Origin of the sequence: Pseudonocardia sp. TRM90224, assembly GCF_021245725.1 — a bacterium.
Lineage (GTDB): Bacteria > Actinomycetota > Actinomycetes > Mycobacteriales > Pseudonocardiaceae > Pseudonocardia.
On sequence record NZ_JAJGSX010000001.1, the window covers coordinates 173,676 to 199,947 of the forward strand.

The 26,272-nt window shown below is 73.4% G+C and carries 25 protein-coding genes; 8 read left to right on the plus strand and 17 right to left on the minus strand.

Annotated features, from left to right (window positions below; genetic code table 11):
• Positions 1 to 19: 19 nt before the first annotated feature.
• Positions 20 to 259, plus strand: coding sequence for a mycoredoxin (locus LL648_RS00595; RefSeq protein WP_232660365.1), 240 nt, complete (start codon positions 20 to 22; stop codon positions 257 to 259).
• Positions 260 to 270: 11 nt separating this feature from the next.
• Here LL648_RS00595 and LL648_RS00600 read toward each other — a convergent pair whose 3' ends face one another.
• From LL648_RS00600 to LL648_RS00625, 6 genes are all read right to left on the minus strand, one after another.
• Positions 271 to 1,101, minus strand: coding sequence for a hypothetical protein (locus LL648_RS00600; RefSeq protein ID WP_232660366.1), 831 nt, complete (start codon positions 1,099 to 1,101; stop codon positions 271 to 273).
• Between the two features lie 205 nt (positions 1,102 to 1,306).
• Positions 1,307 to 2,260, minus strand: a complete 954-nt coding sequence (nudC, locus tag LL648_RS00605) for an NAD(+) diphosphatase (protein WP_232660367.1) — start codon at positions 2,258 to 2,260, stop codon at positions 1,307 to 1,309.
• A complete protein-coding gene (locus LL648_RS00610; protein ID WP_232660368.1) occupies positions 2,257 to 3,630 on the minus strand; it encodes a M16 family metallopeptidase in 1,374 nt (457 codons plus the stop codon). The genes nudC and LL648_RS00610 overlap by 4 nt, the downstream gene beginning before the upstream one ends.
• Positions 3,627 to 4,931: a M16 family metallopeptidase gene (locus LL648_RS00615; protein WP_232660369.1), complete on the minus strand. Its 1,305-nt coding sequence runs from the start codon at positions 4,929 to 4,931 to the stop codon at positions 3,627 to 3,629. The genes LL648_RS00610 and LL648_RS00615 overlap by 4 nt, the downstream gene beginning before the upstream one ends.
• Positions 4,932 to 5,100: 169 nt before the next feature.
• Entirely contained in the window at positions 5,101 to 6,117 is a 1,017-nt protein-coding gene (locus LL648_RS00620) for a phenylacetaldoxime dehydratase family protein (RefSeq protein WP_232660370.1), read from the minus strand.
• Positions 6,114 to 7,136, minus strand: a complete 1,023-nt coding sequence (locus LL648_RS00625; RefSeq protein WP_232660371.1) for a carbon-nitrogen hydrolase family protein — start codon at positions 7,134 to 7,136, stop codon at positions 6,114 to 6,116. Before LL648_RS00625 ends, LL648_RS00620 begins: the two co-directional genes overlap by 4 nt.
• A gap of 112 nt (positions 7,137 to 7,248) precedes the next feature.
• Between LL648_RS00625 and LL648_RS00630 the strand changes: the two genes are divergently transcribed.
• Positions 7,249 to 8,181, plus strand: coding sequence for a helix-turn-helix domain-containing protein (locus LL648_RS00630; RefSeq protein ID WP_232660372.1), 933 nt, complete (start codon positions 7,249 to 7,251; stop codon positions 8,179 to 8,181).
• Positions 8,182 to 8,258: 77 nt separating this feature from the next.
• On the opposite strand, the gene LL648_RS00635 is transcribed toward LL648_RS00630, so the two are convergent.
• From LL648_RS00635 to LL648_RS00655, 5 genes are all read right to left on the minus strand, one after another.
• Positions 8,259 to 9,524 (minus strand): aldehyde dehydrogenase family protein, encoded by a 1,266-nt coding sequence (locus LL648_RS00635; RefSeq protein ID WP_374111948.1) that lies wholly within the window; start codon positions 9,522 to 9,524, stop codon positions 8,259 to 8,261.
• Positions 9,521 to 10,666 (minus strand): cobalamin-independent methionine synthase II family protein, encoded by a 1,146-nt coding sequence (locus LL648_RS00640; RefSeq protein ID WP_232660373.1) that lies wholly within the window; start codon positions 10,664 to 10,666, stop codon positions 9,521 to 9,523. Before LL648_RS00640 ends, LL648_RS00635 begins: the two co-directional genes overlap by 4 nt.
• Before the next feature lie 9 nt (positions 10,667 to 10,675).
• The gene (locus LL648_RS00645) at positions 10,676 to 11,293 is read right to left on the minus strand and encodes a class F sortase (RefSeq protein WP_232660374.1); all 618 of its coding nucleotides are present in this window, start codon (positions 11,291 to 11,293) and stop codon (positions 10,676 to 10,678) included.
• A gap of 11 nt (positions 11,294 to 11,304) precedes the next feature.
• Entirely contained in the window at positions 11,305 to 12,030 is a 726-nt protein-coding gene (locus LL648_RS00650; RefSeq protein ID WP_232660375.1) for a DUF4142 domain-containing protein, read from the minus strand.
• A gap of 72 nt (positions 12,031 to 12,102) precedes the next feature.
• Entirely contained in the window at positions 12,103 to 12,708 is a 606-nt protein-coding gene (locus LL648_RS00655; protein WP_232660376.1) for a hypothetical protein, read from the minus strand.
• 84 nt (positions 12,709 to 12,792) lie between these two features.
• Between LL648_RS00655 and LL648_RS00660 the strand changes: the two genes are divergently transcribed.
• Positions 12,793 to 14,169, plus strand: a complete 1,377-nt coding sequence (locus LL648_RS00660) for an MFS transporter (RefSeq protein WP_232660377.1) — start codon at positions 12,793 to 12,795, stop codon at positions 14,167 to 14,169.
• A 66-nt stretch (positions 14,170 to 14,235) separates the two neighbouring features.
• On the opposite strand, the gene LL648_RS00665 is transcribed toward LL648_RS00660, so the two are convergent.
• Both LL648_RS00665 and LL648_RS00670 read right to left on the minus strand, forming a co-directional pair.
• Positions 14,236 to 15,093 carry an exodeoxyribonuclease III gene (locus LL648_RS00665; protein ID WP_232660378.1) on the minus strand — a complete coding sequence of 286 codons (858 nt, stop codon included), beginning with the start codon at positions 15,091 to 15,093 and terminating at the stop codon, positions 14,236 to 14,238.
• Positions 15,094 to 15,118: 25 nt separating this feature from the next.
• The gene (locus LL648_RS00670; protein ID WP_232660379.1) at positions 15,119 to 15,883 is read right to left on the minus strand and encodes a hypothetical protein; all 765 of its coding nucleotides are present in this window, start codon (positions 15,881 to 15,883) and stop codon (positions 15,119 to 15,121) included.
• 119 nt (positions 15,884 to 16,002) lie between these two features.
• On the opposite strand from LL648_RS00670, the gene LL648_RS00675 reads away from it, so the two are divergent.
• Together LL648_RS00675 and LL648_RS00680 are read left to right on the plus strand one after the other, a co-directional pair.
• On the plus strand, positions 16,003 to 16,680 hold the full coding sequence (locus tag LL648_RS00675) for a response regulator transcription factor (protein ID WP_232660380.1): 678 nt from the start codon (positions 16,003 to 16,005) through the stop codon (positions 16,678 to 16,680).
• A 5-nt stretch (positions 16,681 to 16,685) separates the two neighbouring features.
• The gene (locus LL648_RS00680; RefSeq protein WP_441344298.1) at positions 16,686 to 18,071 is read left to right on the plus strand and encodes a HAMP domain-containing sensor histidine kinase; all 1,386 of its coding nucleotides are present in this window, start codon (positions 16,686 to 16,688) and stop codon (positions 18,069 to 18,071) included.
• A gap of 58 nt (positions 18,072 to 18,129) precedes the next feature.
• Here the strand turns inward: LL648_RS00680 and LL648_RS00685 are convergent, their stop codons facing one another.
• Positions 18,130 to 19,128 (minus strand): potassium channel family protein, encoded by a 999-nt coding sequence (locus LL648_RS00685; protein ID WP_232660926.1) that lies wholly within the window; start codon positions 19,126 to 19,128, stop codon positions 18,130 to 18,132.
• Positions 19,129 to 19,272: 144 nt separating this feature from the next.
• Between LL648_RS00685 and LL648_RS00690 the strand changes: the two genes are divergently transcribed.
• The 3 genes from LL648_RS00690 to LL648_RS00700 all read left to right on the plus strand — a co-directional run bounded on the left by LL648_RS00690 (position 19,273) and on the right by LL648_RS00700 (position 21,297).
• Positions 19,273 to 19,596: a DoxX family protein gene (locus tag LL648_RS00690; RefSeq protein WP_232660927.1), complete on the plus strand. Its 324-nt coding sequence runs from the start codon at positions 19,273 to 19,275 to the stop codon at positions 19,594 to 19,596.
• A gap of 68 nt (positions 19,597 to 19,664) precedes the next feature.
• Positions 19,665 to 20,573, plus strand: a complete 909-nt coding sequence (locus LL648_RS00695) for a GNAT family N-acetyltransferase (RefSeq protein WP_232660382.1) — start codon at positions 19,665 to 19,667, stop codon at positions 20,571 to 20,573.
• A 160-nt stretch (positions 20,574 to 20,733) separates the two neighbouring features.
• Positions 20,734 to 21,297 (plus strand): DUF1697 domain-containing protein, encoded by a 564-nt coding sequence (locus tag LL648_RS00700; protein WP_232660383.1) that lies wholly within the window; start codon positions 20,734 to 20,736, stop codon positions 21,295 to 21,297.
• Here the strand turns inward: LL648_RS00700 and LL648_RS00705 are convergent.
• From LL648_RS00705 to LL648_RS00715, 3 genes are read right to left on the minus strand one after another with little or no spacing between them, the layout of a single operon-like run.
• Complete coding sequence (locus LL648_RS00705) at positions 21,263 to 22,495, minus strand: MFS transporter (RefSeq protein ID WP_232660384.1); 1,233 nt, start codon at positions 22,493 to 22,495, stop codon at positions 21,263 to 21,265. The two genes, LL648_RS00700 and LL648_RS00705, sit on opposite strands and share 35 nt — an antisense overlap.
• 5 nt (positions 22,496 to 22,500) lie before the next feature.
• The gene (locus tag LL648_RS00710) at positions 22,501 to 22,887 is read right to left on the minus strand and encodes a RidA family protein (protein ID WP_232660385.1); all 387 of its coding nucleotides are present in this window, start codon (positions 22,885 to 22,887) and stop codon (positions 22,501 to 22,503) included.
• 30 nt (positions 22,888 to 22,917) lie between these two features.
• A complete protein-coding gene (locus LL648_RS00715) occupies positions 22,918 to 26,226 on the minus strand; it encodes an ATP-dependent helicase (protein WP_232660386.1) in 3,309 nt (1,102 codons plus the stop codon).
• Positions 26,227 to 26,272 lie beyond the last annotated feature (46 nt).

Consider the following 26,272-nt stretch of genomic DNA (forward strand, 5'->3'; position numbering starts at 1 on the left):
GCGGGTGGTTGGAAGTGACATGGCTCAGGTGACGATGTACTCGACGTCGTGGTGCGGCTACTGCCGCCGACTCAAGCTGCAGCTCGAGCAGGCCGGCATCGCGTACAGGGAGATCGACATCGAGCGTGATCCCGCCGCCGCGAGGTTCGTGGAGGGCGTCAACGGCGGGAACCAGACGGTGCCCGTGGTGCTCTTCCCCGACCAGTCGACCGCGACCAACCCGTCGCTGCGCGAGGTGCAGGCCCGCCTCGCCGCCTGAGCTGCGTCGCGTTAGCGGAACTGCTCACGGTGCAGCGCCAACGCGACCGGTCCGAAATGATCCAGATCGGGCCACGTCCAGCGGACGACGCTGAATCCCGCCTCCTGCAGAACGAGCTCCCGATGCTTCTCCTCGGCCACTGCCGGTCCGGTGTCCTGGCCTGATCGGCTGTGGCGGAGGCGGGTCCCGTAGGCGACGAGGCCGTCGTACTCGCCGATCGTGCGGGATTTCGGCCACGCGAACGTTGCTCGTCCGATCGGGCGACCCTCGGCGCTGATGGCGTCCCAGTGCAGCACCGGGGGCGGCAGCCCGGCCGCGCTGATGGCGATCCGGCTGCGCGACTCCCCGACGGTGCCCGCCAATGGGGTCGCGAAGCCGATGGCTCTCCTGGCGTCGTTGATCCCACGCCAGCCGTAGGACCATTCCAGCATCCGTTCGAGCTCCGAGCTGTCGGTGTGGTCGCCGGCGAGCGCGGCATCGGCCGTGACGACGGCACCCTCGAACGAGGTGGTGCGTGCGAGATCGACGACCGTGCGGGCGACCGAGGTGACAGCGACGCCGGCTAACAGGTCGACCTGCCCGTCGAGCGGCGCGACGTGCACGTGGAGGTGCCGACCGCGCCGTCCGCCCGAGGCCCGGTCACGCGTGACGTGCACGCGCGCGAGCGGCACGTCCCACACCGGTAAGCCGTGCAAGAGCGCGGCCGAGACATGGCTGACCACGGCGTCGCCCGACAGCTCCGGCAGCGTGCTTCTGAGCCGCGCGAGATGCGCGGCCACCTCCGCATCCGACGGTGGGCCGAGCGCGGGGCGGGACGGGCGTGGGGAGGTCGATGTGTCCATGCGTCAAGCCTCGACGACGGGAGGCGGGCCGAGAACCCGTCACTCCACAGCCTGTGGACAACTGCCTCACGCAATGTGCGTGAGGCAGCCGTCCACACACGCCCTCACGCGGCCCGTGGCGCCGCCGGGCCGGGAGGTCTGAACGAACGGCACTTTCGTCCACACCTATTGGACGAAAGTGCCGTTCGTCCACCACGTGCCTGCGCTACCCCTGCGCCGCCCACGACTCCAGCATCGTCCGCGCGATGCTGACCGAGCCGGGCAGCAGCAACGGCCGTTCGGCCCCGCCGGTCCAGTCGCCGGATTCCAGCGCCTCCCGCACGACGCTGCGGCGCACCCACATCGCCTCGGCGATCTCACCGTCGGCCGGGTACAGCGTGGCCTCCGGGTCGGCGACGGCGTGGAACCCGACCATCAGCGACCGCGGGAAGGGCCAGGCCTGGCTGCCGAGGTAGACGATGTCGTGCACGACGGCGCCCACCTCCTCGTGGATCTCCCGCGCCACGCACGCCTCGAGCGACTCGCCGCCCTCCACGAAGCCCGCGAGCACCGAGAAGCGACCCTCGGGCCACGTCGGCTGTCGGGCCAGCAGCACCTGGTCGGCGCCGTCGTGCACGAGGCAGATGACGGCCGGGTCGGTGCGCGGGTACTCCTCGTGGCCGGCCGCCTCGCAGTGCCGGTGCCACCCGGCGTGCGCGGGGTGGGTCGGGGAGCCGTCGCGCGAGCAGAAGCGCGCGGTGTCGTGCCAGTTCAGCACTGCCGCCGCGGTGGTGAAGAGCCCGGCACCGAGCGAGTCGAGCACCGCACCCGCCCGGCGCAGGTCGATCCACTCGCTGGGGTCGTCGCCGGCCACGAGATCGGGTCGGCCGCGCATCCCCCAGTACGCCACGCCGTCGGCCTCGCCGAGCAGCACGGCGTCGGACGGCGGAGCGTCACCGCTGGTCGAGCGGGTGCGCAGGCGAGCGCTGTCGAGCCCGATCGACGGCGCCCCGTCCCACTCGACCGGCGTGCGCCCCTCCTCGTCGACGACGACGAGCCGGGCCTTGGGCCAGCCCGCCACCTGCCGCCCGGTGTCGGTGCGCAGCGGCTCGTCACGCAGCACCGCGGAGCGCGAGAGCACCGGGGGGTGCAGCAGTGTGAAGCCGGTCGGTGCGGTCACGGTCCGGTGATCCCGCCCAGCGCACGCACTCCCTCGCCGATCACGTCGGCGTCGCCGACGACCACGCCGGTGAACGCCGTCGGAGTGAAGTAGCGCAGTGCGGCCGCCGCGACCTGCTCGGTGGTGACCGACTCCAACCGCGCGGGATGCCCGCGCAGCCAGTCGAGGCCGAGCCCGTCGGCGGCGAGCGCGGAGATCGTCGAAGCCAGCCCGCCCTGGCTGTCGAGGGAGATCAGGAGCGAGCCGATGGCGTAGGCGCGCCCGGAGTCGACCTCCGCCGCGGTCGGCGGCACGGCCGTGAGCTTGCCCAGCTCGTAGCGCGTCTCCAGCAGCGCGGCGGCGGTGACGTTGCTCGCGACGTCCGTGTCGACCCCGAGGACGGCACCGCCCGGGACGAACTCGACCCCGGAGTGCGCGCCGTAGGTGTAGCCCTTGTCCTCCCGGATGTTCTCCATCCAGCGCGAGGAGAAGTAGCCGCCGAACACGAGGTTCGCCAGCTGCAGCGCCGCGTAGTCGGGGTCGGTGCGGCGCACGGCGGGCGCGGAGAGCCGCAGCTGCGACTGCACCGAACCCGGTCGGTGCACGAGCTCCAGATCGCCGGGGACGATCGCCGGCGGCGCGGAGAGCTCGCGGGCCGAGCTGTCCGACGTCCATCCGGCCAGCTGCTTCTCGACGTGCGCGATCGCTTCGGCCGGCTCGATGTCGCCGACGATCGTCAGGATCGAACCGCGCGGCACGAGCGCGGCGGCCTGCAGCGCCCGGACCTGCTCTGCGGTGACGGCCGCGACCTCGGCCTCCGTCGGCATCTCCCGGGTGATCGGGTGGTCGCCGAACCGCTTGCGCTGCAACGCCTCCCGCGCGACCGTCCGCGGCTGCGAGCGCGCAACCGTGATCCGCTCGACGAGCCGCTCCCGCTCACGGTTGACCTCGGCGTCGGGGTGCGCTGCCGCTGTGAGCACGTCGCCGAGCACGGCCAGCACCTCGGAGAGCCCGGACGCCAGCCCGGAGCCGCTGACCATCAGGCGTTCCGGGTCGACGCTGACGCCGAGGTCGGCGCCGACGGCGGCCAGCTCGTCGTCGATCCCGATCCGGTCGCGGGTCGCGGTGCCGGTGAGCAGCGTCGACGAGAGCAGCTCCGAGACGGCGGAATGCGTCGGGTCGTCGCCCGCGAACGGGACGCGCAGCCGCACCTCGGCCATCGGCACGCTCGCGCGCCGCGCAGCGAGCACCCGCAGGCCGTTCGGCAGGGTGCTCTCCTCGACGTTCGGCAGCGGCACCTCGCGGGTGCTGCCCAGCGGCGGCAGCGGGCGGGGACCGGCCTCGGTGCGGCCGATCTCCTCGGCCGTGCGGTGCGACGCGGTGCCGGTCATTCGTTCTCTCCCTGGTCTGCGGCGGGTTCCACCAGCAACACGCCACGGCCTGCCGAGCGCAGCGCGGCAGCGGCCGAACGCACCTGGTCGGGGGTGACGGCGGCGAGCCTGCCGGGCAGCTCGTCGGCGATCTCCGCGCGGCCGTAGAGCAGCTCGCGGGCGCCGAGTCCGAGCATCCGGTACATCACGCGGTCGTTCTCCTGGTGCAGCCCGGCCGACCAGCGCGCCACCTGGCGCGAAAGCTCGTCGGTGCTGGGGCCTTCGGCGGCGAGCTTGTCGAGTTCCTCGTCGACGGCGGCCACCACCCGGTCCGGATCGACGCTCCCCGGGTGCACCGCGGTGATTGTGAACGTGTCGGGGTCGCGCGCGTCGAGCTGGCCCATCAGGCCTGCACTCGCCGAGATGTCGGTGACGAGCCCGTCGGCGTGCACGAGCCGGCGTTGCAGCCGGGCCGCTTCCCCGTCGCTCAGCACCGACGCGAGCAGCATGTGCCCGAGGTAACCGTCGAGGTCGGCGGCGGGGTCGGGGAGGCGGTAGCCGAGGGCCAGCGCGGGCAGCGGGGCGTGCGCGTCCGGCACCGCCTGGCGGCGTTCCGCACCGGGGATCGGCTCGAAGAAGCTCGGCCGATGCGGGGTCGGACGGGCCGGGATGTCCCCGAAGTGCTTCTCGACCAGGCGCAGCGTCTCCTCGACGTCGAGGTAACCGGCGACGGTGACCTGCGCGTTGCCCGGCGCGTAGTAGGTGTCGAAGAACGCGGCGGCATCGTCGAGCGAGGCCTGCTCCAGCTCGGAGAAGTCGCCGTAGCCGTTGTGCGCGTTCGGGAACGTGTCGTAGAGGACCGGCGGCAGCAGGATCCACGGGAACCCGCCGTACGGCCGGTTCAGCACGTTGAGGCGGATCTCCTCCTTGACCACGTCGACCTGGTTGCGCAGGTTCTCGATGGTCAGCTTCGGCGCGCGCAGCCGGTCCGCCTCCAGGAACAGCGCCCGCTCCAGCCCCGCGGCCGGGAGCACCTGGAAGTAGTCGGTGTAATCCTGGTGGGTGGAGCCGTTGAAGACGCCGCCGGAGCCCTGGACGTGCCGGAAGTGCGCGAGTTTCTCCAGGCTCTCGCTCCCCTGGAACATCAGGTGCTCGAAGAGGTGCGCGAAGCCGGTGCGCCCCTCCGGTTCGGAGCGGAAACCGACGTCGACGTGCACGGCGACACCGACTACGGGGGTGTCGGGATCGGGGACGATCAGAACGCGCAAGCCGTTGGACAGCGTCGCTCTGTGCAATTCCGGGCTGGGGAGTTCGGCGGGCACGAACCGAATCTAGGCCATCCTCGCCAAAGGTGCGTTCGGCATCATCGAAGCGGCGGGCGGGGCCCGGGCCGGGGCGTCCACACGGTGGGCAGGAAAGCCACTTTCAGGCCCTGTGGGGGCAGGAAAGTGGCTTTCCTGCCCTCCCCCGGGCCGGGCCGCGCCGGCCCCGTCAGCCCTGGGAGAACACCCCCGAACCATCGGCGCAGTCGACGTACTCGAAGTACTGCTCGTCGGCGGTCGCGACCGACACCTCGTGGTAGAGCCGCAACCGCGCGGCCGGGCCGAGCGTCGAGAGGTAGCGCATCGCCGCGCCGAAGATCGCGAGGTGCGTCGGGTGCTCCTTCGCCCATCCCTCCAGCGCCGCGAGGCTCCGCCACCAGCTCAGACCGAACGTCCTGTCGACCGGCTCGCCGTCCTCCAGGACGGTCAGGTAGCGGTTCGTGTAGCAGCCGATCGACGCGCCTTCGGCGGTCAGGAAGTCCATGCCGGCCCGCAGCACCGGCTCGACGTCCTCCAGGTACATCCGGCGCTCGTCGCCGTCGGTGTCGCTCCAGTCCTGCCCCGACCGGATCAGGCAGACGCCGTCGGCGGGACGCACCCGCACCCGCCCGCCGTCGCGCTCGACGACGGGCTCGCCGGCCGGCCCGAGCGCGTCGGTCTGCGAGAGCGGGATGCGGTCGCGCATCCCGCCCCAGTACGCGTGTTCGAGCACCTCGCCGCTGAGCTGGTCGGTGAGCGCGGCAACACCCTCGTTGCGCCCGACGGAGGACAGCAGCGTCTCGTGCTCCTCCACGGTCGGCCGGATGATCTCCGCGAAGCGGCCGTTGCCGTCGCGCACACCGTCGCCGAGCCAGATCTCACGATGTGCGGCGAACCAGCGGTCGAAGGCCGCTGGGTCGTCCCAGTAGGCGATGGTGACGACCTCCGTCGTGCCGGCAGGGCCGCTGCCGCGGGCGCGGTCGTGGTGCCCAGGGCCGTCGGGAGCGGCCAGCGCGGCGTCGAGCAGCTCCGTCGAGGGTTGCTCCCCCGCGAACTGCACGCCGAGGTAGGCCATGACGACCTGCCGCACGTCCGTCCGCATTCGCGCGACGTACGACGGGTACGGAGGCGCGAAGCCCGCCGGCACGCCCGAGGGGCGGGTGCGCTCGACCGTCAGGTGCGCCGGGATCGCCGCCTCGACGCTCATACCGGCACCGCGCGCGTCGCGGCCGGCGGCTCGACGTCCTCGCCGATCTCCACTCCGGGAGCGGCGAAGGGCACGACCCGGTCGCCCGGCGTCTTGTTGAGCAGCAGCCGCGTGACGTCGGGCCGCGCGTAGTGCCCGGCGGGATCGGCCGCGGCCTTGGCCAGCGAGATCATGCCGAGGTCGAGGTCGGCGTAGACGATCCCTTCCTCGTCCTCCGGCAACGGCTCGTGCATCACCTGGCCGTCCGGGGCGAAGATCCGCGCGAAGCCACCGCCGGGCAGCAGCAGCGCACGCTTGGTGTCGTCGGTGCACATCAGCTCGACCATCTCGGGTGAGACCGTCGCGCAGGGTGCGACGACGAAGCAGCCGCCCTCGACGGCGTAGATGCGGCTCGCGGACGTGTTCACCTCGGCTCCGAGCGCGTACGCGCCGCCCCGGTACAGCGAGAAGCTCGGCCAGGCCCCGACGTGCACCTGCTCGTCCTGCGCGTACATGGCGTACTTCGAGAGCGGCTGCAGGTGCTCCCAGCAGCAGAGCCCACCGAGCCGACCGAGCGGGGTGTCGTGCACGGCGAGGTCGCTGCCGTCGCCGTCGCCGAACACCGTCCGCTCGACGTGCGTCGGCTTGAGCTTGCGCCTGCGCGCGATCGTCGAGCCGTCGGGGCCGATCAGCCATTGCGCGATGTAGAGGCTGCCGCCGTGGCGTTCGGAGAGACCCATCACGACGGTCATGTCGTGCTCCCGAGCCGCCGCGGCCAGCCGGTCGGCCTGCGGGGAGCCGTACGCGAGCGAGTTGTCGTGGTAGCGCTGGAAGAACCCGAGGCCCCACGCGGGCGAATCGAGCCAGACGAACCACGGGTAGCCCGGCAGCCACGTCTCGGGGAAGCCGATCAGCTTCGCGCCGTTCGCCGCCGCCTCGGCGATCAGCGCGATCGACTTGTCGATGCCGGCGTCCAGGTCGAGGAACGCTGGCGCGGCCTGCACGGCGGCGGCGCGGAAGCGCGGGTGTTCGATGCTCATGCCAGCCGAGGGTCCTGGCCGGACGGGCGGGCCGCTGGTCCCTCCGTGTCGACTTCTTGACTCAGCGCCGCAGCATCTTGCCTGGTGGAGGGCACGTCCCTACCGTCGATGCATGCCGCGCCTGCTCACCACGGACGAGGTGGACGCGCGCGACCGGCTGGCCTACTGGAACGAGGCCGTCTCCGACGCGTACGTGCGGCTGACGTGCGACGCCCCGGATTCCGACGTCGTCGGCGACATCAACGTCGACTCGCTCGCGACGCTGGAGCTCTCCAGGGTGACCGCGACGGCGCAGCTGGTGCGCCGCACGCCCGCGCTCATCGCGCAGGCCGCCGAGGACTACTTCCTGGTCAGCATCCAGACGGCCGGCGTCGGGCGGATCACCCAGGACGGCCGGACGGCGGTGCTGCAGCCCGGCGACTTCGCGTTGTACGACTCCACGCGGCCCTACGAGCTGCGCTTCGACAGCGACTTCCAGCAGTACGTGCTGATGCTGCCCGGCCCGACGCTGCGCTCGCAGCTGCGCGGCACGTCCCGGCTCACGGCACGCGGTGTGCACGGCACCAGCGGCGCCGGCCACCTCATGATCGAGATGATCCGGACGCTCGCGTCCGACATCACGGTGCTGGAGCCGGCCGCGGCCGCCGCGGTCGCGCAGAGCGTCGAGCACATCGTGGTCGCCGGGCTGAGCTCGCTCGCCGACCACGCGGCGCCGGAACCGTCGCTCGCCGCCCGTCGCGAGCAGGTGAAGGCGGTGGCCCGGGCGCGGCTGCGCGATCCGGGGCTGACCGTGGCGACGATCGCGGCGCAGCTGCACACGTCTGTGAGCACGTTGCACAGGGCGTTCGCCGGCGAGCCGAGCTCGATCACCGAGTGGATCTGGGCCAAGCGGCTCGACGCGGTGCGTGCCGACCTCTGCGACCCGGCGCTGCGGCACCGGACGATCAGCGACCTCGCCTTCTCGTGGGGGTTCGTCGACGCCTCGCACTTCAGCCGCGCCTTCCGCGCACGCTTCGGCTGCGCGCCGCGGGCCGTCCGCACCTGAACCCCGCAAACTTCCCCACCGTTTTGTGCACTTGCGCGCCGTTTTGGCGCGCAGATGCACAAAACGGTGGGGAAGTTCTAGTGCGGTGGCAGGACGACGAACTGGCGCAGCGAGAGGTCCGGGTAGGTCACCGGGCCGCGCGGGCCGGGGGTGTGGTCGACGTTGATCCCGGTCTCCGGGAGCCCGAGCAGCTTGTAGCCGTCGAGCAGGCGGGTGGTGGCGTTCCAGAACACCCCGGTGCCGGTGTAGGCGTCGATGAAGGCGGTCGCCGCCTGCTCGTCGGTCGCGCAGACCGTCGCGGCCAGGCCCGACGTCTCGCGGGCCGCGGTGACGGCCGCGTCGACCGGGCCGTCGACGGCGGCGACGGTCACATGCGACTCGGCGCCGGAGTCGAGCGCCCATTCGTGCCCGAGCGCGTGGTCGTGCGGGGGCAGCGACGGCTCGATGCCGCGCTCGTCCAGCGCGCGCTGCGCGACCGGCCAGAGCCGGTCGTACGCCGGCCGGTCGATCAGCAGCAGGTTGAGGCGGTTGCAGACGCCGAGCCGGTCGGTGCCTGCGAGCACGAGCCGTTCGATGTCGATGTCGGCGGCGCTGGAGTCGAGGTAGAGCACCCCGCCGCCGTCGGCGTGCGCGAGCACGCGGGTGCCTGCGGCCGCGCCGAGCGCGGAGAGCCTGCGGGTGACGTCGCCGCTGCCGCGCACGACGACGAGCGGCACCAGCCCCGGCAGCCCGACGAGCGCGTCGGCGCCGGCATGACCGGGTGTCGGCACGAGCTGCACGGCGCCCTCCGGGATGCCGTTGGCGTCGAGCGCGGGCGCGATCACCCGCTCCACCAGCGCCGTCGCGCTGCGCAGCGCGGCCGAACCGGTGCGCAGCACGGCGGCGCTGCGCGCCTTGAGCACCTGCGACGCCACGTCGACGGTGACGTTCGGCCTGGCCTCGAACACCGCGCCGATCACACCGACCGGCACCCGGCGCTCGAACACCCGCTCCCCCGTCGGCAGCGTGCGGACCTCGCGTTGCAGCGGCGGCTCCGGCGTGTCGGCGAGCACCTCGAGCTGCCCGGCGATGTCGGCGAGCCGGTCGGGGCCGAGCCGGAGCCGGTCGAGCAGCCCAGCGGCCATCCCGGCCTGCTCACCCGCCTCGACGTCGGCGGCGTTCGCGGCCAGCAGCTCCGCGGATCGCTCCCTGATCAGGCCGGCGGCGGCGCGGAGCGCGGCATCGATCGCCTCGGCGCCGGCGGCGCGCACACCGGGCGCCGCGGCGGCCGCGCGTTCCGCCGCGGCCCTGACGGCGACGGCCTCAGGGGTGATCGTGCTGGTGCTCTCGGCGCTCGTGCTCACCGGGCAAGGTTGCCACGCGGCTTCCGGGCCAGCTCGGCGCCCTCGACGAGCGACCGCAGCTTCGCCCACGCGATGCGGGCGTCGACGCCGTCGGTGCCGGCCGCGAACGTCGCCATCCCGCAGTCGGTCGATGCGATCACCCGATCCGGCCCGACGAGCCGCGCGTAGCGCTCCACGCGCTGCGCGACGACCTGGGGGTGCTCGACGTAGTTCGTGGTGCTGTCGACGACGCCCGGCATGATCCGCTTCTCCGCCGGCAGCTCGAACTCGGAGAACAGCTCCCACTCGTGCTCGTGCCGCGGGTTCGCACCCTCGAACGAGAGCGTGCCGGCGCGGGCCGTGAACAGGATGTCGATCAGGTCGCGCAGCGGGACGTCCCGGTTGTGCGGGCCTTCGTAGTTGCCCCAGCAGGTGTGCATCCGGATGCGCGCGGGCGGGATGTCGCGCAGCGCGTGGTCGAGCACCGCGAGGTTCGCGGCGGCGAACCGGCGGAACTCGCGCAGGCCGGCGTCGTCGTTCTCGAAGATGTTGCGCGACACCGCGAGGTCGGGGCAGTCGACCTGGAGCAACAGGCCGGCGCGGTGGATCGTGTCGTACTCCACCTTCATCGCGTCGCCGATCGCTTCGAGGTAGGTCTGCCGGTCGCCGTAGTGCTCGTCGGGCATGAACATCGCGATGACGCCCGGGGACGCAGCCGTGAGGAAAGCCTCCTGCTCGGGCCGGTCGACCAGCGCGGCCTGCAGCGCCTCGATGTCGGTCTCGACCGCGGCGGTGTCGCGGTACGCGACGGGGCCGACGCACGCCTGCCTGCGCGAGACGTTGCCGGCGTCCTTCTCGCTCTTGCGCTTCGCGAACTCCGGGAAGTCGTCCATCGCCCGGTTGCGGACCGCCGGCGACGCCTCGCTCGGCGCGAACCCCGCGAGCCGGTCGGCGGCATACGTCACGTAGCTGATCTTCGAGCTCTCGCCGTCGTTGACGACGTCGATGCCCGCCGCGAGCTGCATGCGGACGGACTCCGCCACCGCGGACCGCACGGTCTCCGGGTCGGGCCCCTCGCCGCCGCGTTCGCGTTCGACGAGCGCGGCGAGCACAGCCTCGGTGCGGGGAAGGCTGCCGGTGTGGGTCGTGCGGATCCCGTTCATGTCCTTCGACTACCCCACCGGGACGGCGTGCACCACCACGTTGTCGGTGTAGTGCCGGGCCGCCTTGTCGAACCGGCCGCCGCAGGTGATCAGCACGAGCTGCGGCGGGCCGGTCGAGGAGAACACCTCCGGTGGCAACTCCGCCTTCGTGTACTGGCGGACCGCGACGACGGCATAACGGACCTCCCGCCCCTCCGCACCGCGCAGCACCACCTCGTCACCAGGCCGGGCCCGGCGCAGGACCGACAAGACACCCATGCCCTCCGCCGCCGAGTCGACGTGCCCCGCGATCACCGTCGTGCCCCTGCGCCCTCCCGCGAGCGAGCTGGGCGACCACCACCCGACCGTCGACGGGGCGTCCGGCACCACCAGCGCGCCGTCGGCGCCGGTCGCGACGGGAACCACGGGCGCGCTGACGCCACCGGCCGGGAGTTCCAGCTGGGTCGGGATGGTGCCTGCTGGCGAGGCCGCGGACACCGTCACAACCGGTCGGGACGGCGTGGACGGCGCCGGCAGCGCGCCGAGCTCGACGGGAGCGGGCGGGTTGCCGAGCAGCGCCAGCCCGAACGCGAGGCACGCTGCGCCGGTGCCGGCCTGCCACCGACCGGCGTTCCGTGACACCGACACGGTCGCCCGGGCTAGATCGAACGCCGCCGCCACAGCGCGCCACCGAGCAGGAACGCTCCTGCCGTCAACAGCGCGATCACGGTCAGCGCCTGGTCGCCCAGCGCGGCCTGCCCGCCGGTGCCGGCATCCACCTGCGCCGGTGTCGAGGCCCCCGCCGAGGCGGTCGCCTGCCGCAGCGAGGCACCGAGCGCGTCCAGCTTCGCCAGCGCGGCACGTGCGGCGGCCTTGGCCTCCTCGGTCGCATCCGGCGAAGCGAGCACAGCGTTCGCGGCATCCCGCGCCTGCTGCAGCGCCTCGCCCGCGGCACGCAGCCACGCCTGGTCGAACTGCTCGCCGGACCGGCTCTGCAGGTCGGCGAGCATCGCTTGCTGCTCGGAGCTCGGCTGGTCGCCCAGCGTCACACCCTGTGCCGCGGCAACCTCGTTCATCTGCTCCGCGAGCGCCTTGCCATCCTCGGCGAGCTGCGAGCCGAGATCACGGACCGGCGCACCTACCCCGTTCGACGCGCCGAGCGCCCCCAGCGCGGCGAGCCCGGCCGCGCCCTGACCGGCGGCACCGAGCACGGCGGGCTGCGCGTCGCCGGCGTCAGCGGGGGCCGCGGGCGGCGCCGCGGGCGCGCCGGGCACGGCCGGCGGCAGCGGCGGAGCGGTCTGCGGGTTGGCGCACGAGACAGCGCCGAGGAGCGCGAGACAGGCGATCGTGCCGGCAACAGCCTGCCGGATCGGACGGGTGCTCACGGGTGACCTCCCAGGGCGTCGATGACCTGCAGGTTCGTCCCGTGCGGCCGGACGCGCAGCGTGAGGCGGCGACTACCGCTCGAACGGGTGACGTTGCGGCGGGGGCGGCGTCCACTGCTGCTGGGCGAACGGGAGCGGCTCGAAATGCTGCACGCGACGACGCCTCCCGGCGACCATCAGCACGATCAACGCGACCAGCGCGACGGCGCCCGCGGCGAGCAGCAGCCATGCCCCGAAGCCCAGAGCGATGCCGTACTGGTACTCCGCGATGGGGCCGTCCAGCTCCATCCGCGCGGCGGTGCTCGTCCACTCCGCGACCAGGTCCAGCCAGATCGACACCGTCACCCCGACCAGCAGCGCACCGGCGGCGACGCCCAGCGTCCGGCCCGGTTGCCGCTGGTCGGGCCCGGATGGAGCGCTCTTCGCCAGCATCACCGCCGCCGTCAGCGCCATCGCCGCACCGATCGCGAGCGTGATCCCGTGCAGCGGGACGTACTCGATGTTGACGGCGGGCGGCGGGTCGATCGTGTTCCACCAGCCGGAGGAGGATGTAGTGATCGTGCCGGACGACGTCGTCAGCGTGCTGACAGTGAGCGCGCCGAAGCTCCCGCCGACGGCCAGCCCGGCCGCGACGACCAGCAGTGCGGCGGAGAAGAGACGTGACCCGGAACCCCCCATGTGTGCACTCTCTCAGTACGGATGATCAGATCGGAAGCAGAGGTGACTTGACCTGAACCCGTGTCGAACTTGCAGGCTTCAACCATGACCTCGAACCCGCCGGCACCTTCGGTGCGCGCCGACCTGTTCGGTCCCCACCGCAGGGCGACCACCTTCGGAATCGTCCTGCTCGTCACGCTCGTCGCGTTCGAGGCGATGGGCGTGGGTACGGCGATGCCGGCGCTGGTCGCCGACCTCGGCGGGGTCGCGCTCTACTCGTGGCCGTTCGTGACGTTCATGGCGGCATCGGTGTTCGGCACGGTGGTCGGTGGACGCTGGTGCGACGTCGCTGGGCCGCGGATCCCGCTGATCGCGGCGCCGCTGCTGTTCGGCGCCGGCCTCCTCGTCGCCGGCGCGGCGCCGACGATGGGCCAGCTCCTGGTCGGCCGGCTGCTGCAGGGCTTCGGCGCGGGGGCGCTGACCGTCGGGGCGTTCGTGCTGATCGCGGTCTTCTACTCCCCCGGCAGCCGGCCCGCGGTCTTCGGTCTGATCTCCTCGGCCTGGGTGCTGCCGACGTTGATCGGCCCGCCGGTCTCCGGCCTGATCACCGAGGCGTTTTCGTGGCACTGGGTGTTCTTCGGCCTCACGCCGTTCGTGCTGCTGGCGCTGGCGCTCGTGCTGCCGGCCGTCCGGACGCTGGAGACGCCCGATCCCGACCGTGAAGGCAGCGCGCCGCGCCGCGGGCTGGTGCTCGCGGCGTTCGGTGCGGCGCTCGGCGTCTCGGCGCTGAGCTGGGCGGGACAGCAGGTCGGCGTGGTCGCGGCGGTCGTCGCTCTGGTCGCGCTCGCGGTGCTGGTGCCGGCACTGCGACGGCTGCTTCCCGCGGGTGTCGTCTCCGCGCGGCGGGGGATCCCGTCGGTCGTGCTGACGCGCGCGCTGCTCGCCGGCACGTTCTTCACGCTGAACTCGTTCATCCCGCTGATGCTGACCAGTACGCACGGCTGGTCGACGACGGCCGCCGGGATCCCGCTGATCACGGCATCGCTCGGGTGGTCGTCGGTCTCGTTCTGGCAGGGCCGCCACCCCGACCTGTCGCGGACGAGGCTCCTGCAGATCGGCCTGGCCGCGGTCGCGATCGGCAGCGCGGGCCTGCTGCTCGTCGCGCCGGCATGGGGGATCGCGTGGCTCGCGCCCGTGTTCTGGGCGATCGCCGGCTCCGGGATGGGGCTGGGCATGTCGTCGATCTCGTTCCTCGTCATGCAGCAGTCCGCCCCCGGTGAGGTCGGGTTCCACACGTCCGCCGCGCAGATGGCCGACCAGATCGGCACCGCGATCCTGATCGGTGCTGGCGGTGCGCTGATCGTGGCGTTCGTGCTCCCCTCGACGGCACTGCCCGTCCTCGCGGCGGCGATGGCCGTGCTCGCGGGCGTCGGCGCGCTCCTCGCCGGACGGACCGCGGCGCCGGTACCGGCCGACGCGTAACCGTTGACAACGACGTCTTGGCTGTTTGTGAGCGCTAACAACAGCCAGAACGTCGTTGTCGACGGGCTACTGCGGGCGGTGCGGCAGCTTCGCCGGCGTCGAGGGTGGAGGGACGACCGGGCCGATGTCGCCGTCGGGGGCCTCGTCGATGTCGACGATCACGGGGGCGTGATCGCTCGGCCCCTTGCCCTTGCGCGCCTTGCGGTCGACCCACGCCGCCTGCACGCGGCCGGCCGGCTCGGCGCCGGCGAGCACGAGGTCGATCCGCATGCCCTTGTCCTGGTGGAAACGCCCGGCGCGGTAGTCCCAGTAGGTGAAGACGCGCTCGGTCGGCCAGCGGTCGCGCACGACGTCCTGCAGGCCGAGGCCGAGCAGCTCGGCGAGTGCCTTGCGCTCCGGCGGCGTGACGTGCGTCGAGCCGACGAAGAGGCTGGGATCCCAGAGGTCGTCGTCTGTGGGCGCGATGTTCATGTCCCCCGCGACGACGGCGCTGCCAGGTGCGGTCACCGACGCGCGCAGCGCCGCGAGCCACTCCAGCTTGTAGCTGTAGTGCGGGTCCTCCGGCGTGCGCCCGTTCGGCACGTACACCGAGGTCACGCGCAGGCCACCGCACGTAGCGGTGACCGCGCGCGCCTCGGCGGGCGAATCGGGCTCGGGGAAGCGCGGCTCGTCGGGCAGCCCGCGCACGACGTCGTCGAGCCCGACGCGCGACAGCAGCGCCACGCCGTTCCAGCGGCCCTCACCGAAGTGGGCCACCGCGTAGCCGCGCTCGGCGAGCGGCGCCGCGAACGACTCGTCGAACGCCTCGTCGGAGAGCTTCGTCTCCTGGAGGCACACGACGTCGGGCGCACGCTCGTCGAGCCACGGCAGCAGGCGGGGCAGCCGGGAGACGGCCGAGTTCACGTTCCAGGTAGCCAGGCGCACGGGGCGACGCTACCCCCGATCCCCGTCAGCCCGCCTTGGGCAGGATCCGGATCCCGTCGGCCGCGATCGTCGTGCCGTTGGTGACCGTGCCGGTGATCTCGACGAGATCGCCGACGGCCGGCTTCTGGCTCAGCTTCGCGGTGTCGACGGTCGCGGGCAGGCCGTCGAAGCCCGCGACGGTCGCGGTGTCGCCCGCGACAGCCGTGACGGTGCCGGTCACGCGGCTCTGCACGGCCTGCACGACGAGCGCGACCGCGCTGTCGCCCGTGCCGTTCACCCTGATCACTACCCGCTCGCCGGTCTGGAGGTCGCCGACGCGCTCGTTGCCGGCGCCGACGACCCGCGTGCGGTCGTCGGTGCGGACGGTGCGCTGCGCGCCGCCGTCCTGCGTGACGACGATCGAGTCGGCCGTGGTCGACGCGACCGTGCCGGCGACGATCGGGGCGTCCGGACCGCCACCGCCGTCGTGCCACCGGCCGCGCTCACCAGGACCACCGGGACCGCCGGGACCACCGGGGCCGCCCCAGGGGCCGCCCGGTCCGCCCCACGGACCGCCGGGCCCGAAATCGCCGCGTTCGCCGGCGATCGCGCCCGGGCCGCCCCAGTGGCCGCCCCGGTCGCCTCGCCACGGACCGCCGCCGGGGGTCAGCAGCGCGAACGCCACTCCGGCGACGACCACGAGCGCGACGAGCGCCGCTCCGATGATCAAGCCACGGCCGCGTGGCCGCTGCCATCGCGGGCGGGTCTTGGGCTCTTCCGACGGTGGCACCTGCTCGGTCGGTTCGGTCATGTCGTCCTCCTCGGGAAGTGGTTGTCTGCTACCGAGGTTCGAGGCGGCGGCTGAGCGCAACCTGAAGCCGGGGCCACCTTCAGCCGATCTTCAGGCGTGGCGGCGCGGGCCCGTCCACAATGGGGCAGGTGGGAGCACGTGTACTGGTGGTCGAAGACGCCGATGCGATCCGCACGGCCGTGCTGGCCGGCCTCACCGAGGCCGGGTTCGGCGCGACCGGGCGGGTCGACGGGCGCACGCTGGAGGACGACCTGGCGGCCTTCCGGCCCGATCTGGTCGTGCTCGACGTGATGCTGCCGGGGCGCGACGGGTTCGCGCTGCTCGACGTCGTGCGGCGCAACAGCGATGCCGGGGTCGTGATGCTGACCGCGCGCGACGCGGTCGACGACCGGCTGCGCGGGCTGCACGGCGGGGCCGACGACTACGTGGTGAAGCCGTTCGCGCTGGCCGAGCTGGTCGCGCGGGTGACGGCGGTGCTGCGCCGGATGGGCCGCACCCCGTCGACGATCGAGGTCGGCGACCTGCTGATCGACGCCGCGGCCGGCTCGGTGCGCCGCAGTGGCGTGCCCGTCGAGCTGACCGCCACCGAGCTGCGGCTGCTCGACTACCTCGCGGCCCAGCGCGGGCGGGTGGTCAGCAAAGGGCAGATCCTGACGCGCGTGTGGGGGTACACCGACTACGACCCGAACCTCGTCGAAGTGCACGTGTCGGCGCTGCGCCGCAAGCTGGGCGAGCCGCGGCTCGTGCACACCGTCCGCGGCCTCGGGTACGTGCTCAAGGCCGACGGGCCCCCGTGAACCGGCTGCGGACCGTCTCACTGCGCCGTCGCGTCACCGCGTTCTCGATGCTGGTGATGGCGGCGGCGCTGCTCGTCGTCGGGGTGCTCACCGATGTCGTCTTCTCCGTGCAGAGCAGGGCGGACATCCGGGAGCAGCTCGGGGCCCGCGCCGCGCTCGCCTCGCAGCTCGTCGGGCAGGGGCTGAGCGGGCCGGAGGCCGCGCAGCAGGTGACGGGGCCGGGGGTCAGGGCGGTGGTCGTCGGGCCGGACGGGAAGACGTACCGCACGAGGGACGAGGACGCCTGGGGGCCGCCGTGGGCGCCGCACCGGGGCGAACGCGACAAGCCCGATGGCCCCTGGCGGCCGGACGATCACCTCGACGAGACGCTCGTGCAGCCGCTCGCCGACGGTTCGCAGCTCACGCTGGTGGCGAGCGACGCGCAGGTGACGGGCGCGCAGTCGCTGCTGCGACGGACGTTGTTCCTGCTCAGCGTCGGGGCGCTGGCCGTCGCCGGGGTCGTCACGCTGCTCACCACGCGCCTCGCGCTCGCCCCGCTCGACGCGATGACGGCGCTGGCCCGCTCGATCACCCGTGGCGATCGGGGGCGGCGGCTGGCGCCTTCGCGCACCGACACCGAGCTGGGCCGCACCGCCGCCGCGTTCGACGGGATGCTCGACGCGCTGGAGGGCGCCGAACGGCAGGCGCGCTCGGCCGAGGCTGCCGCGGTGGCGTCCGAGGAGCGGACCCGGCAGTTCGTCGCCGATGCGGCGCACGAGCTGCGCACGCCGCTGGCCGGGGTGCAGGCCGTGGCAGAGGCCGCGATGGCGCCGGGGCTGCCGGTCGAGGAGCGCGAGCGGCTGCACATGCTCATGCTGCGGGAGAGCCGCCGGGCCGGGCGGCTGGTCGACGACCTGCTGGCGATGGCCAGGATCGACGCGGGCATCGAGCTGCGGCGGGCCCCCGTCGACCTGCTCGAACTCGCCAACGGCGAGGCCGACCGGGCCCGTCTGCTCGTCCCCGACCGGACGGTCACGGTCACCGGCTCGCCCATCACCGTGCTCGGCGACTCAGCCCGCCTCGGCCAGGTGCTCGGCAACCTGCTGGACAACGCCTGCCGTTACACCCCGGCCGGCGGCGCGGTGACCGTCGACGTGGGTACGGGACCGGCCGGCGCCGTCGTGCGGGTCTGCGACACGGGGCCGGGGGTGCCCGCCGCCGACCGCGAACGGATCTTCGACCGGCTGGTGCGGCTCGACGAGGCCCGCTCCGACGGCGGCGCAGGCCTCGGGCTGGCGATCGCCCGCGGCATCGCCCGCGCGCACGGCGGCGACCTGCGCTGCCAAGAACCGGTGACACGCGCCGGAGCGTGCTTCATCCTCACCCTGCCGGAAGCCCCGGGAGAGCGTTGACAACGACGTTCTGGCTGTTTGTTAGCGCTCACAACAGCCAAAATGTCGTTGTCGACGGTCAGTCCTCGTCCGGTAGCGAGGCCTTGCGGACGTAGAGCAGCCGGTCGCCGCGTTCGAGCGCGTCGACGGCGGAGGCGTCCACGCGGTACAGGTCCTCGCCGCGCACGACACCGAGGACGATGTCGTTGAGGTGCCGCGGGGAGCCGCCGACCTCTTCTTCCTCGACGGGCCGCTCGCTGATCGCGAAGCCGGCGTCGGGGGTGAGCAGGTCCTCGATCACCTCGACGACGCTCGGGGTCGTGGTGGCGGCGCCGAGCAGGCGGCCGGCCGTCTCCGCCGAGACGATCACCGAGTTGGCGCCGGACTGCCGCAGCAGGTGGACGTTCTCCGACTCCCTGACCGAGGCGACGATCCGGATGGTCGGCGCCATCTCCCGGGCGGTGAGCGTGACCAGCACGGCGGTGTCGTCGCGGTTCGTCGCGACGACGATGGCCGCGGCTCGGTCCACCCCGGCGACCCGCAGGACGCTCGACCGGGTCGCGTTGCCGGTGACGGTCACCAGCCCCAGTGCGGAGGCGGCGTCGAGCTGGGCCCGGTCGGTGTCGACGACCACGATGTCGGTGGGCTCGGCGCCGTCGCCGAGCAGGGTGTCCACGGCGGCGCGACCCTTCGTGCCGTAACCGACGACGACGGTGTGATCACGCACTCGGGACCTCCAGCGCTGGATCCGGAAGCCTTGCCGGGACCGCTCGGTGAGCAGCTCGACGGTCGTTCCGACGAAGGTGATGAGGAAGATCAGCCGCAACGGCGTGACGACGATCGTCGTCCACAGCCTCGCGGTGTCGCTGACCGGGACGATGTCGCCGTAACCGGTGGTCGAGACCGACACCGTCGAGTAGTAGAAGGCGTCGAGCAGGCTGATGCCGTCGGAGTTGTTGTTGTCCAGGTAGCCGTCGCGTCCGAAGTACACGATCAGCGCCGTCGCCACCAGCGCCCCGAGCGCGATCGCCAGCCTGCGCAGCAGCGACATGAGCGGGGTGACGGTCGAGTCCGGCATGCGGACGGGCCCGAACAACGTCGGATCGACGATCGCACCGCGTCGCCGTTCTCTCCTCACGGCGCGTGACGATAGCGCCCCCGTGCAACGATCACGCTCGTGACGTCACGGTTCGCAGGTCCGCTCGCCGGCTTCCTGATCGGGATGGGTGCTATGCACTTCCTCGTCCCGAAGCCGTACGACGCGCTCGTGCCCAGGCAGATCCCCGGTTCGCCGCGGTTCTGGACGCTGGCGTCGGGGGTCGCCGAGATCGGGGTCGGGGTGGCGGTCGCCGTCCCGCGCTCCCGGCGCGTCGGCGGCCTCGCCGCGGCCGGGCTGTTCGCGGCCGTGTTCCCCGCGAACGTCAAGATGGCGATCGACTGGTCCGACCGATCGCCGCGCGAGCGGGCCATCGCCTACGGGCGGCTTCCGTTGCAGATCCCGCTCGTCCTCTGGGCGCTGAAAGTCAGGAAGGACACCGGTCGATAGGCGTTATGCTCGGCCGGTACCGCACCGGTGGCGGCTCCTTCCGACGTCCGTTCGTCCAGGGATGTGCCATGCCACCGATCGAGATCCGACCGTTCCGCCGCAGCGACCGCGACCAGCTGACGGCGCTGGTCAACGCCCACATCGACGCCGTGCTCCCCGGCGTGAGCGTCTCACCCAACGCCGTGCTCGGGCAGCTGGAGCGCAGCCCCGACGAACCGATCGTCGGGCCGTGGATCGTCGCGCGGGAGACCCTCGTCGCCCTGCGCGACGGCGTGCTCGCCGCCGCCGTCCACCTCGTCCGCTACGGCGACGACAACCGGGTCGGCGCGGACATGCGCGGCACGGGTGAGCTCACCTGGCTGCTCTTCCGACCGCAGGAAGGGGCCGTCGCCGACGCGCTCTGCGCGGCCGGGCTCGCGACGCTGCGACGATTGGGCGTCACCTCCATCCACGCCGACGGCGGCCTCCCGGCGCCCGCGACCTACGGCGTGCCCGCCCGGTGGCCGCACGTGGCCGCGGCGCTGGACCGGGCCGGATTCCGCCCCGGCGAGCGGATCGAGGCGGTGCTCGTGGCCGACCTCGCCGACCTGCCCGGCGCGACCGGCCGGCCGGACCTGGCGTTGCGCTTCGAGCTCGGCGACAACGCGCCGCGGTTCAGCGCGGTGCACGGCGACCGGGTCGTCGGGCACTACGAGGTGCAGTCCGACCTCACCGCCGGCGGCACGCTCTCCCGGCTGGACGGCTGGGCCGACACGTGGAGCCTCTACGTCGAACCCGACTTCCGCCGCCGCGGCGTCGCCACCTGGCTGGTCGGGCACGCCGCCGACCGCCTCCGGTTCGGTGGAGCGCGCCGGCTGCTCGACTACGCCGTCATCGCACCCGAGTCGGACGTCGAGCCGGGGCTGCTGCCGTTCCTGACGGCGATCGGGTTCCGCGAGCTCACCCGCACGACGCGGGGCTGGACGTTGGGCCGGTAGCCACGCGCGCTCCCAGCCGGCCCGTCGGCTCGTGCCCGGGCGTCCGTGGGATGGGTGCGGGTCGCACGCGTTGCCGGGAAAGCCACTTTCCCGGCCTCACACGCCGGGAAAGTGGCTTTCCAGGCACCCCCGCCCACCGCGCCGGGCCTACAGTGGCGCGGTGCCCCGGTACGCCGTTCTCCTGCGCGGGATAAACGTCGGCAAGGCGAAGCGGATCGCGATGGCCGATCTGCGCGAGCTGCTGACCGATCTCGGCTACACGGCCGTGCGCACGCACCTGAACAGCGGGAACGCGGTCGTCACGGGCCCCGAGGCGGATCCGGCCGAGCAGGCGGCGCGGATCGAGGCGGCCATCGAGGCGAAGGCCGGGTTCAGCTCGCGCACCGTCGTGCTCACCGCGGAGCACGTCGGCGAGATCGTCGCCGCGCACCCGTTCACCGAGGTCGCGGACAACGGCTCGCGGATGATGGTGCACGTCCTCGCCGCCCCCCCCGACCCCGCGCTGGTCGCCGAGCACGACCCGGTCGCGCTCGACCCGGAGTGGACCCGCCGCGGCGACCGCGTGTTCTACCAGTGGTGCCCCGACGGGCTCCTCGAAGCGCCGCCGGTCGGTGGGTACGCGGAGAAGCACCTCGGTGTCGCCGTCACCACGCGCAACTGGAACACGATGAGCAAGCTGGCCGAGCTGCTCACGCCCGCCGGAACGACGACGCCGCCAGCATGATCGCGGAGGCGGCGAACACGGCGGCCGCTACGACCAAGGCAGGACGCATGCCCGCGCCGTCGGCGAGCAGCCCGCCGAGCGGCGCGACCACGACGATCACGGCCCGGTTGAACGAGCGCATGGTCGTGTTGGTGCGGGCCTGCAGCTCGTCGGGGGTGCGGGACTGCCGGTAGCTCATCTCGTGCGAGTTGCTGAACCCGATCCCGAACCCGTGGCACGCCTGCCCGACCCCGAGCACCGCCGCGGCGGCCCACCCGCTGGTACCCAGGCCGGCGACGACCATCAGGCCCACCCCGAGCGTCGTCACGAGGTGGGCCGTGATGACGGCGCCGCCGGTACCGAGCCGCCGCCCGCCCGCGCCGGTGGTGCTCGCGCCGACCAGCGCGCCGACGCCGCCGGCCGCTGCCACGACACCGAACTCGAGCGGGCTCAGCCCGAGGGTGATCAGCGCGAAGGGCGCGACGACGGCGCCGAGCACGGCGTTGGCCGCGAACCAGACGTGGGTGGCGATCGCCAGCACGGCCAGCCCGGATTCGCGGTAGACCCACACCATCCCGTCGCGGATCTCACGCCGCAGGTTCGGTATCCGGGTGGCGCCGGCCGGGCGCTCCGGCACCGGGAGCGTCGCGACCGCGACCGCCGCGAACAAGTAGCTCGCCGCGTCGACCAGCACCGCGAGGGGCGCACCCAGCAGCTTGACCAGCAGCCCGGCCAGCGCCGGCCCCGAGGTCTGGGCCACCGCGTCGGCGCCGTCGATGCGCGAGTGGGCGCGTTGCAGGTGCTCGCTCGGCACCAGGCGGGGCATGAACGACTGCGACGCCGCATCGTTGACGAGCGACGCGGTGCCGTAGGCCACGACGATCACGAGCAGCACCGGCATCGACAGGATCCCGGCGGCCCACGCCGCCGGGATCATGACGAGCAGCGCGGCCCTGATCAGGTCGCTCGTGACCATGATCGGACGCCGCCGGTAGCGGTCGACGAGCGCGCCGACCACCAACCCCAGCACCAGGTACGGCAGCCAGCGGGCGGAGCTGAGCCAGCCGACCTCCTGCGCCCCTCCGCCCAACGTGAGCACGACGAGCGTCTGCAGCGCCAGCTGCGTGATGTAGGTGCCGAACGACGAGACCGATTCACCCAGCCAGAACCGGGTGAACCCGGGCGGCGGGAAGCCGCTCGCCGGGTCGGAGGCGTGCACCGTGGTCAGGCAGCGGCGATCACCTCGATCTCGATGAGCCACTCGCTCAGCAGCGTCTGCACGACTATCGCGGTCGTCGCCACCGCACGCCCGTTCAGCGCCGCGACCCGGGCCTTGGCGTTCGTATCGGCGTACGAGCCGTCACGCAGGTAGCTGGTGACCCGCACGATGTTGTCGAGGGTCATCCCGGCGGAGCCGAGGATCACCCGGATGTTCTGCCACACGAGGTCGAGCTGCTCTTCGAGCGTTGCGCCCGGCGCCCCGGCCGGGTCGAGCCCCATCGTGCCGCTGACGTAGACGGTCCGCTCGGCGCCACGGACCTCGACGGCATGCACCCAGTCGCCGTCGGTTGCGTAGACACCGTCGGTCGGGTTGTGCACATAGATATCCACACTCCGATCTTCCCGGCGGAGGGAAGCGGTTTATCCGCCGGCGGGAACCGAGGTCAACAGCGCGCGCAGGCCGTCGGCGTCGAGCAGGTCGGTCGGCCGCACGGTCAGGTTCGAACGCACGAAGTGGAACACCGCCCGCACCGACTCCGGGGAGCATCCGGCGAGCGCCGCCCACGCCACCCGGTACGCCGAGAGCTGCACCGCGAGCGCCGGGTACTGCGCGGGATCCGGCATTGCGCCGGTCTTCCAGTCGACGACGATGTAGCCGCCGTCGGGGTCGACGAAGACGGCGTCCATCCGGCCGCGCACCCCCACCCCGGCCACCACGGTCTCGAACGGCACCTCGACCTCGACCGGCCGTCGGTCGGCCCAGTCGGATGCCAGGTAGGCGTCCTGCAGCTCCTCGAGCAGGTCGTCGGAGACGGCCCCCTCGTCGGCCGCGCCGGGGAGCTCGTCGAGGTCGAGCAGCTGGGCGGCGCCGAAGCGCATCTCCAGCCAGGCGTGGAACGCCGTCCCGCGACGGGCGTGCGGGCTCGGTGGCAGCGGCAACGGGCGGCGCAGCCGGGATGCGAGCGCGGCCGGGTCGGCGGCGAGCTCGACGAGCTGGCTCACCGTCAGCTGCGACGGCAACGCGACGGTCGGCCGTGCCCGCGCCTTCGCCCGCTCGGCGAGCAGGACGTCGACGTCGGACGCCCAGCCCTCCGGATCGTCGAGCTCGGGGTCGGACGGTGGCTCCTCGCCGAGCAGCTCCATCTGCTCGCCCGGCTCGGCCGCGTCGGCGCGGGCGGCCCGCAGCTCGGCGAGCTCACGCATGGCCGCGCGCACCAGATCGGCACCGGCGTGCACGTCGGCGGACCGCGCCCCCAGCGGGTCGCTCGGCCACAGCCCCGTCGGCGGCTCGACCGCGGCGGGGTTGGCGGTGCCGGCGTCCGGCTCGTCGGCCCACTGCTCGCTGCCGTGCACCGCGGCGATCTCGACGAGGAACTCCGAGGGCTCCTTCGGCCGGTCGCCCGCCGCGGGCCAGCGGTGCCCCGAGCACAGCAGCACCCGTTCGGCCCTGGTCACGGCGACGTAGAAGAGGCGCCGCTCCTCGGTGAGCCGGCGCTCGTCGAGCGCGTCGGAATGGTCCTTCACCGCCGTCTCGACCTGCTTGCGGTCGCCGTCGACCGGCAGGTTGATGCCGGGCAGGTCGGCGGAATCACCGCGCAGCGCGACGGGCAGTTCGGCGGCGCTGGTCAGCCACGTGCCCCCGATCTTGCGGCCGGGGAACACCTGCGCGACGAGGTGCGGGACGGCAACGACCTCCCACTCCAGCCCTTTCGCGGCGTGCACGGTGATCACCTGGACGCGGTCGGGGGCGACGTCCACCTCGCCGGGGGTGAGCCCGTCCTCCGCGCGTTCCGCGGTCTCCAGGTAGTCGAGCAGGGCCGGCAGCGTCGGGACCTCCGCGCCTGCGGCGAACTCGGCGACGACGTCGGCGAACGCGTCGAGGTGCGCGCGCCCGACAGGCCCGGGCCGGGCCGCGGTCTCGGCGTCGAGCAGCAGCACCCGCTCGGCGTCGGCGACGAGGTCGGTCAGCGGTGCCGCGCCGCGTGAACGCAGCCACTGCAGCTCGCGGGCCAGCCGGGTGATCCGCCCGTAGCCCGCGGCCGAGTACGCGGCGGTCGGGCCGGGGTCGTCGAGCGCGTCGACGAGCCCGGCCTGCTCGGCCTGCTCGCCCGGCAGCGCGCCCATCGCCAGCTCCTCCGGCGAGAGCGGGCCGCGTCGTGGCGGCAACGACGGCACGAGCTCGCGCGCCCGCGCCCAGAGCGCCGCGATGTCGGAGACGCCGAGCCGCCAACGCGCGCCGGTGAGCAGCCGCACCGCGGCCGGCCCGGCGAGCGGGTCGGCGACCAGCCGCAACGCGCTGACCAGGTCGCGCACCTCCGGGGTGTCGAGCAGCCCGCCGAGCCCGACGACCTCGACGGGCAGCCCGCGCGCCCGCAGCGCTGCCGCGATCTGGTCCATGTCGGCGCGCCTGCGCAACAGCACTGCCGACGTCGGCGGCGCCGCACCGGCCTCCTCGTTCGCCTGCCACTGATCCGCGATCGCGTCGGCCATCCACGCGATCTCCGTGCCGACGTCGGGCAGCAGCGCCACCCGCACGTCACCCGCCGCTGCCCCGGGACCCGCCTTGAGCGCGCCGACCCCGACGGCGCCGGGGGCCTCCCGCATGGGCGCCGAGACCACGTTGGCGAGCGCGAGCACCTCCGGCGGGTTGCGGAAGCTCGTGAGCAGGCCGTACTCGTCGGCCGGGCTGCCGTCGGCCGCGGGGAAGTCGGTCCGGAACCGCACGAGGTTGCCGGCGCTGGCGCCGCGCCACCCGTAGATCGACTGGCAGGGGTCGCCGACGGCCGTGACCGCGGGTGCGTCGGGCCGGGCCGCCTCCCCCGGAGGCGTCCCGAACAGCGCTCGCAGCAGCACGCGCTGCGCGTAGCCGGTGTCCTGGTACTCGTCGAGCAGCACCGCCCGGTACGTCGTGCGCTCCGCCGTCCCGACCTCCGGATGGGCGTCGGCGACCCGTGCGGCGATGGCCAGCTGGTCGGCGAAGTCGACGGCCCGCTCGGCGCGCTTGCGCGCCGTGAACGCCTCCACCAGCGGCAACAGCACCACACGCTGCCGCTGCGCATCGACCCAGCGCCGGTAGGTCTGCGACGGCTCGGCGCGCTGGCCCTTGCCGCGCGGGGCGTCGGCCATGATGTCGATCATCTGCTCGGCGTGCGCCCGCACGGCACCCGGCTCGACGAGGTGCTCACCCAGCTCGCCGGCGAGCGCGAGGAGCCGCTCGGTGACGGTCGCGGGCATGACGTCGACGTCGAGGTCGTCGGACCAGCTGCTGACCACGCGGTGGGCGAGCTGCCACGACGCCGTCTGGCTGAGCAGCCGGGCGGCCGGCTCGGCCGGCAGCCGCAGCGCGTGCTCGGCGACGAGCCGGCCGGCGTAGGCGTGGTAGGTCGAGACGGTGGGTTCGCCGGCGAGCACGGCGGCCCGGCGCTCGCCGCTGGGGTCGAGCTCGTCGAGCAGCCGCGAGCCGGCGAGGCGCCGCAGCCGCGAACGCACCCGCGCACCGAGCTGCTGGGCCGCCTTGCGGGTGAACGTGAGGCCGAGCACCTGCTCGGGGAGCACCTGCCCGGTCGCGACGAGCCAGACCACTCGGGCGGCCATCGTCTCGGTCTTGCCGGCCCCGGCGCCCGCGACCACCAGCGCGGGACGAGCCGGCGCGGAGATCACCGCGGCCTGCTCGTCGGTCGGCGGCGGCAACCCGAGTGTGGTTGCGAGCGCGCGCGGGGACAGTTCCACGCTGTACTTGTACTGCACACCCCCGTCGCAACGGCGAGAGGAGGAG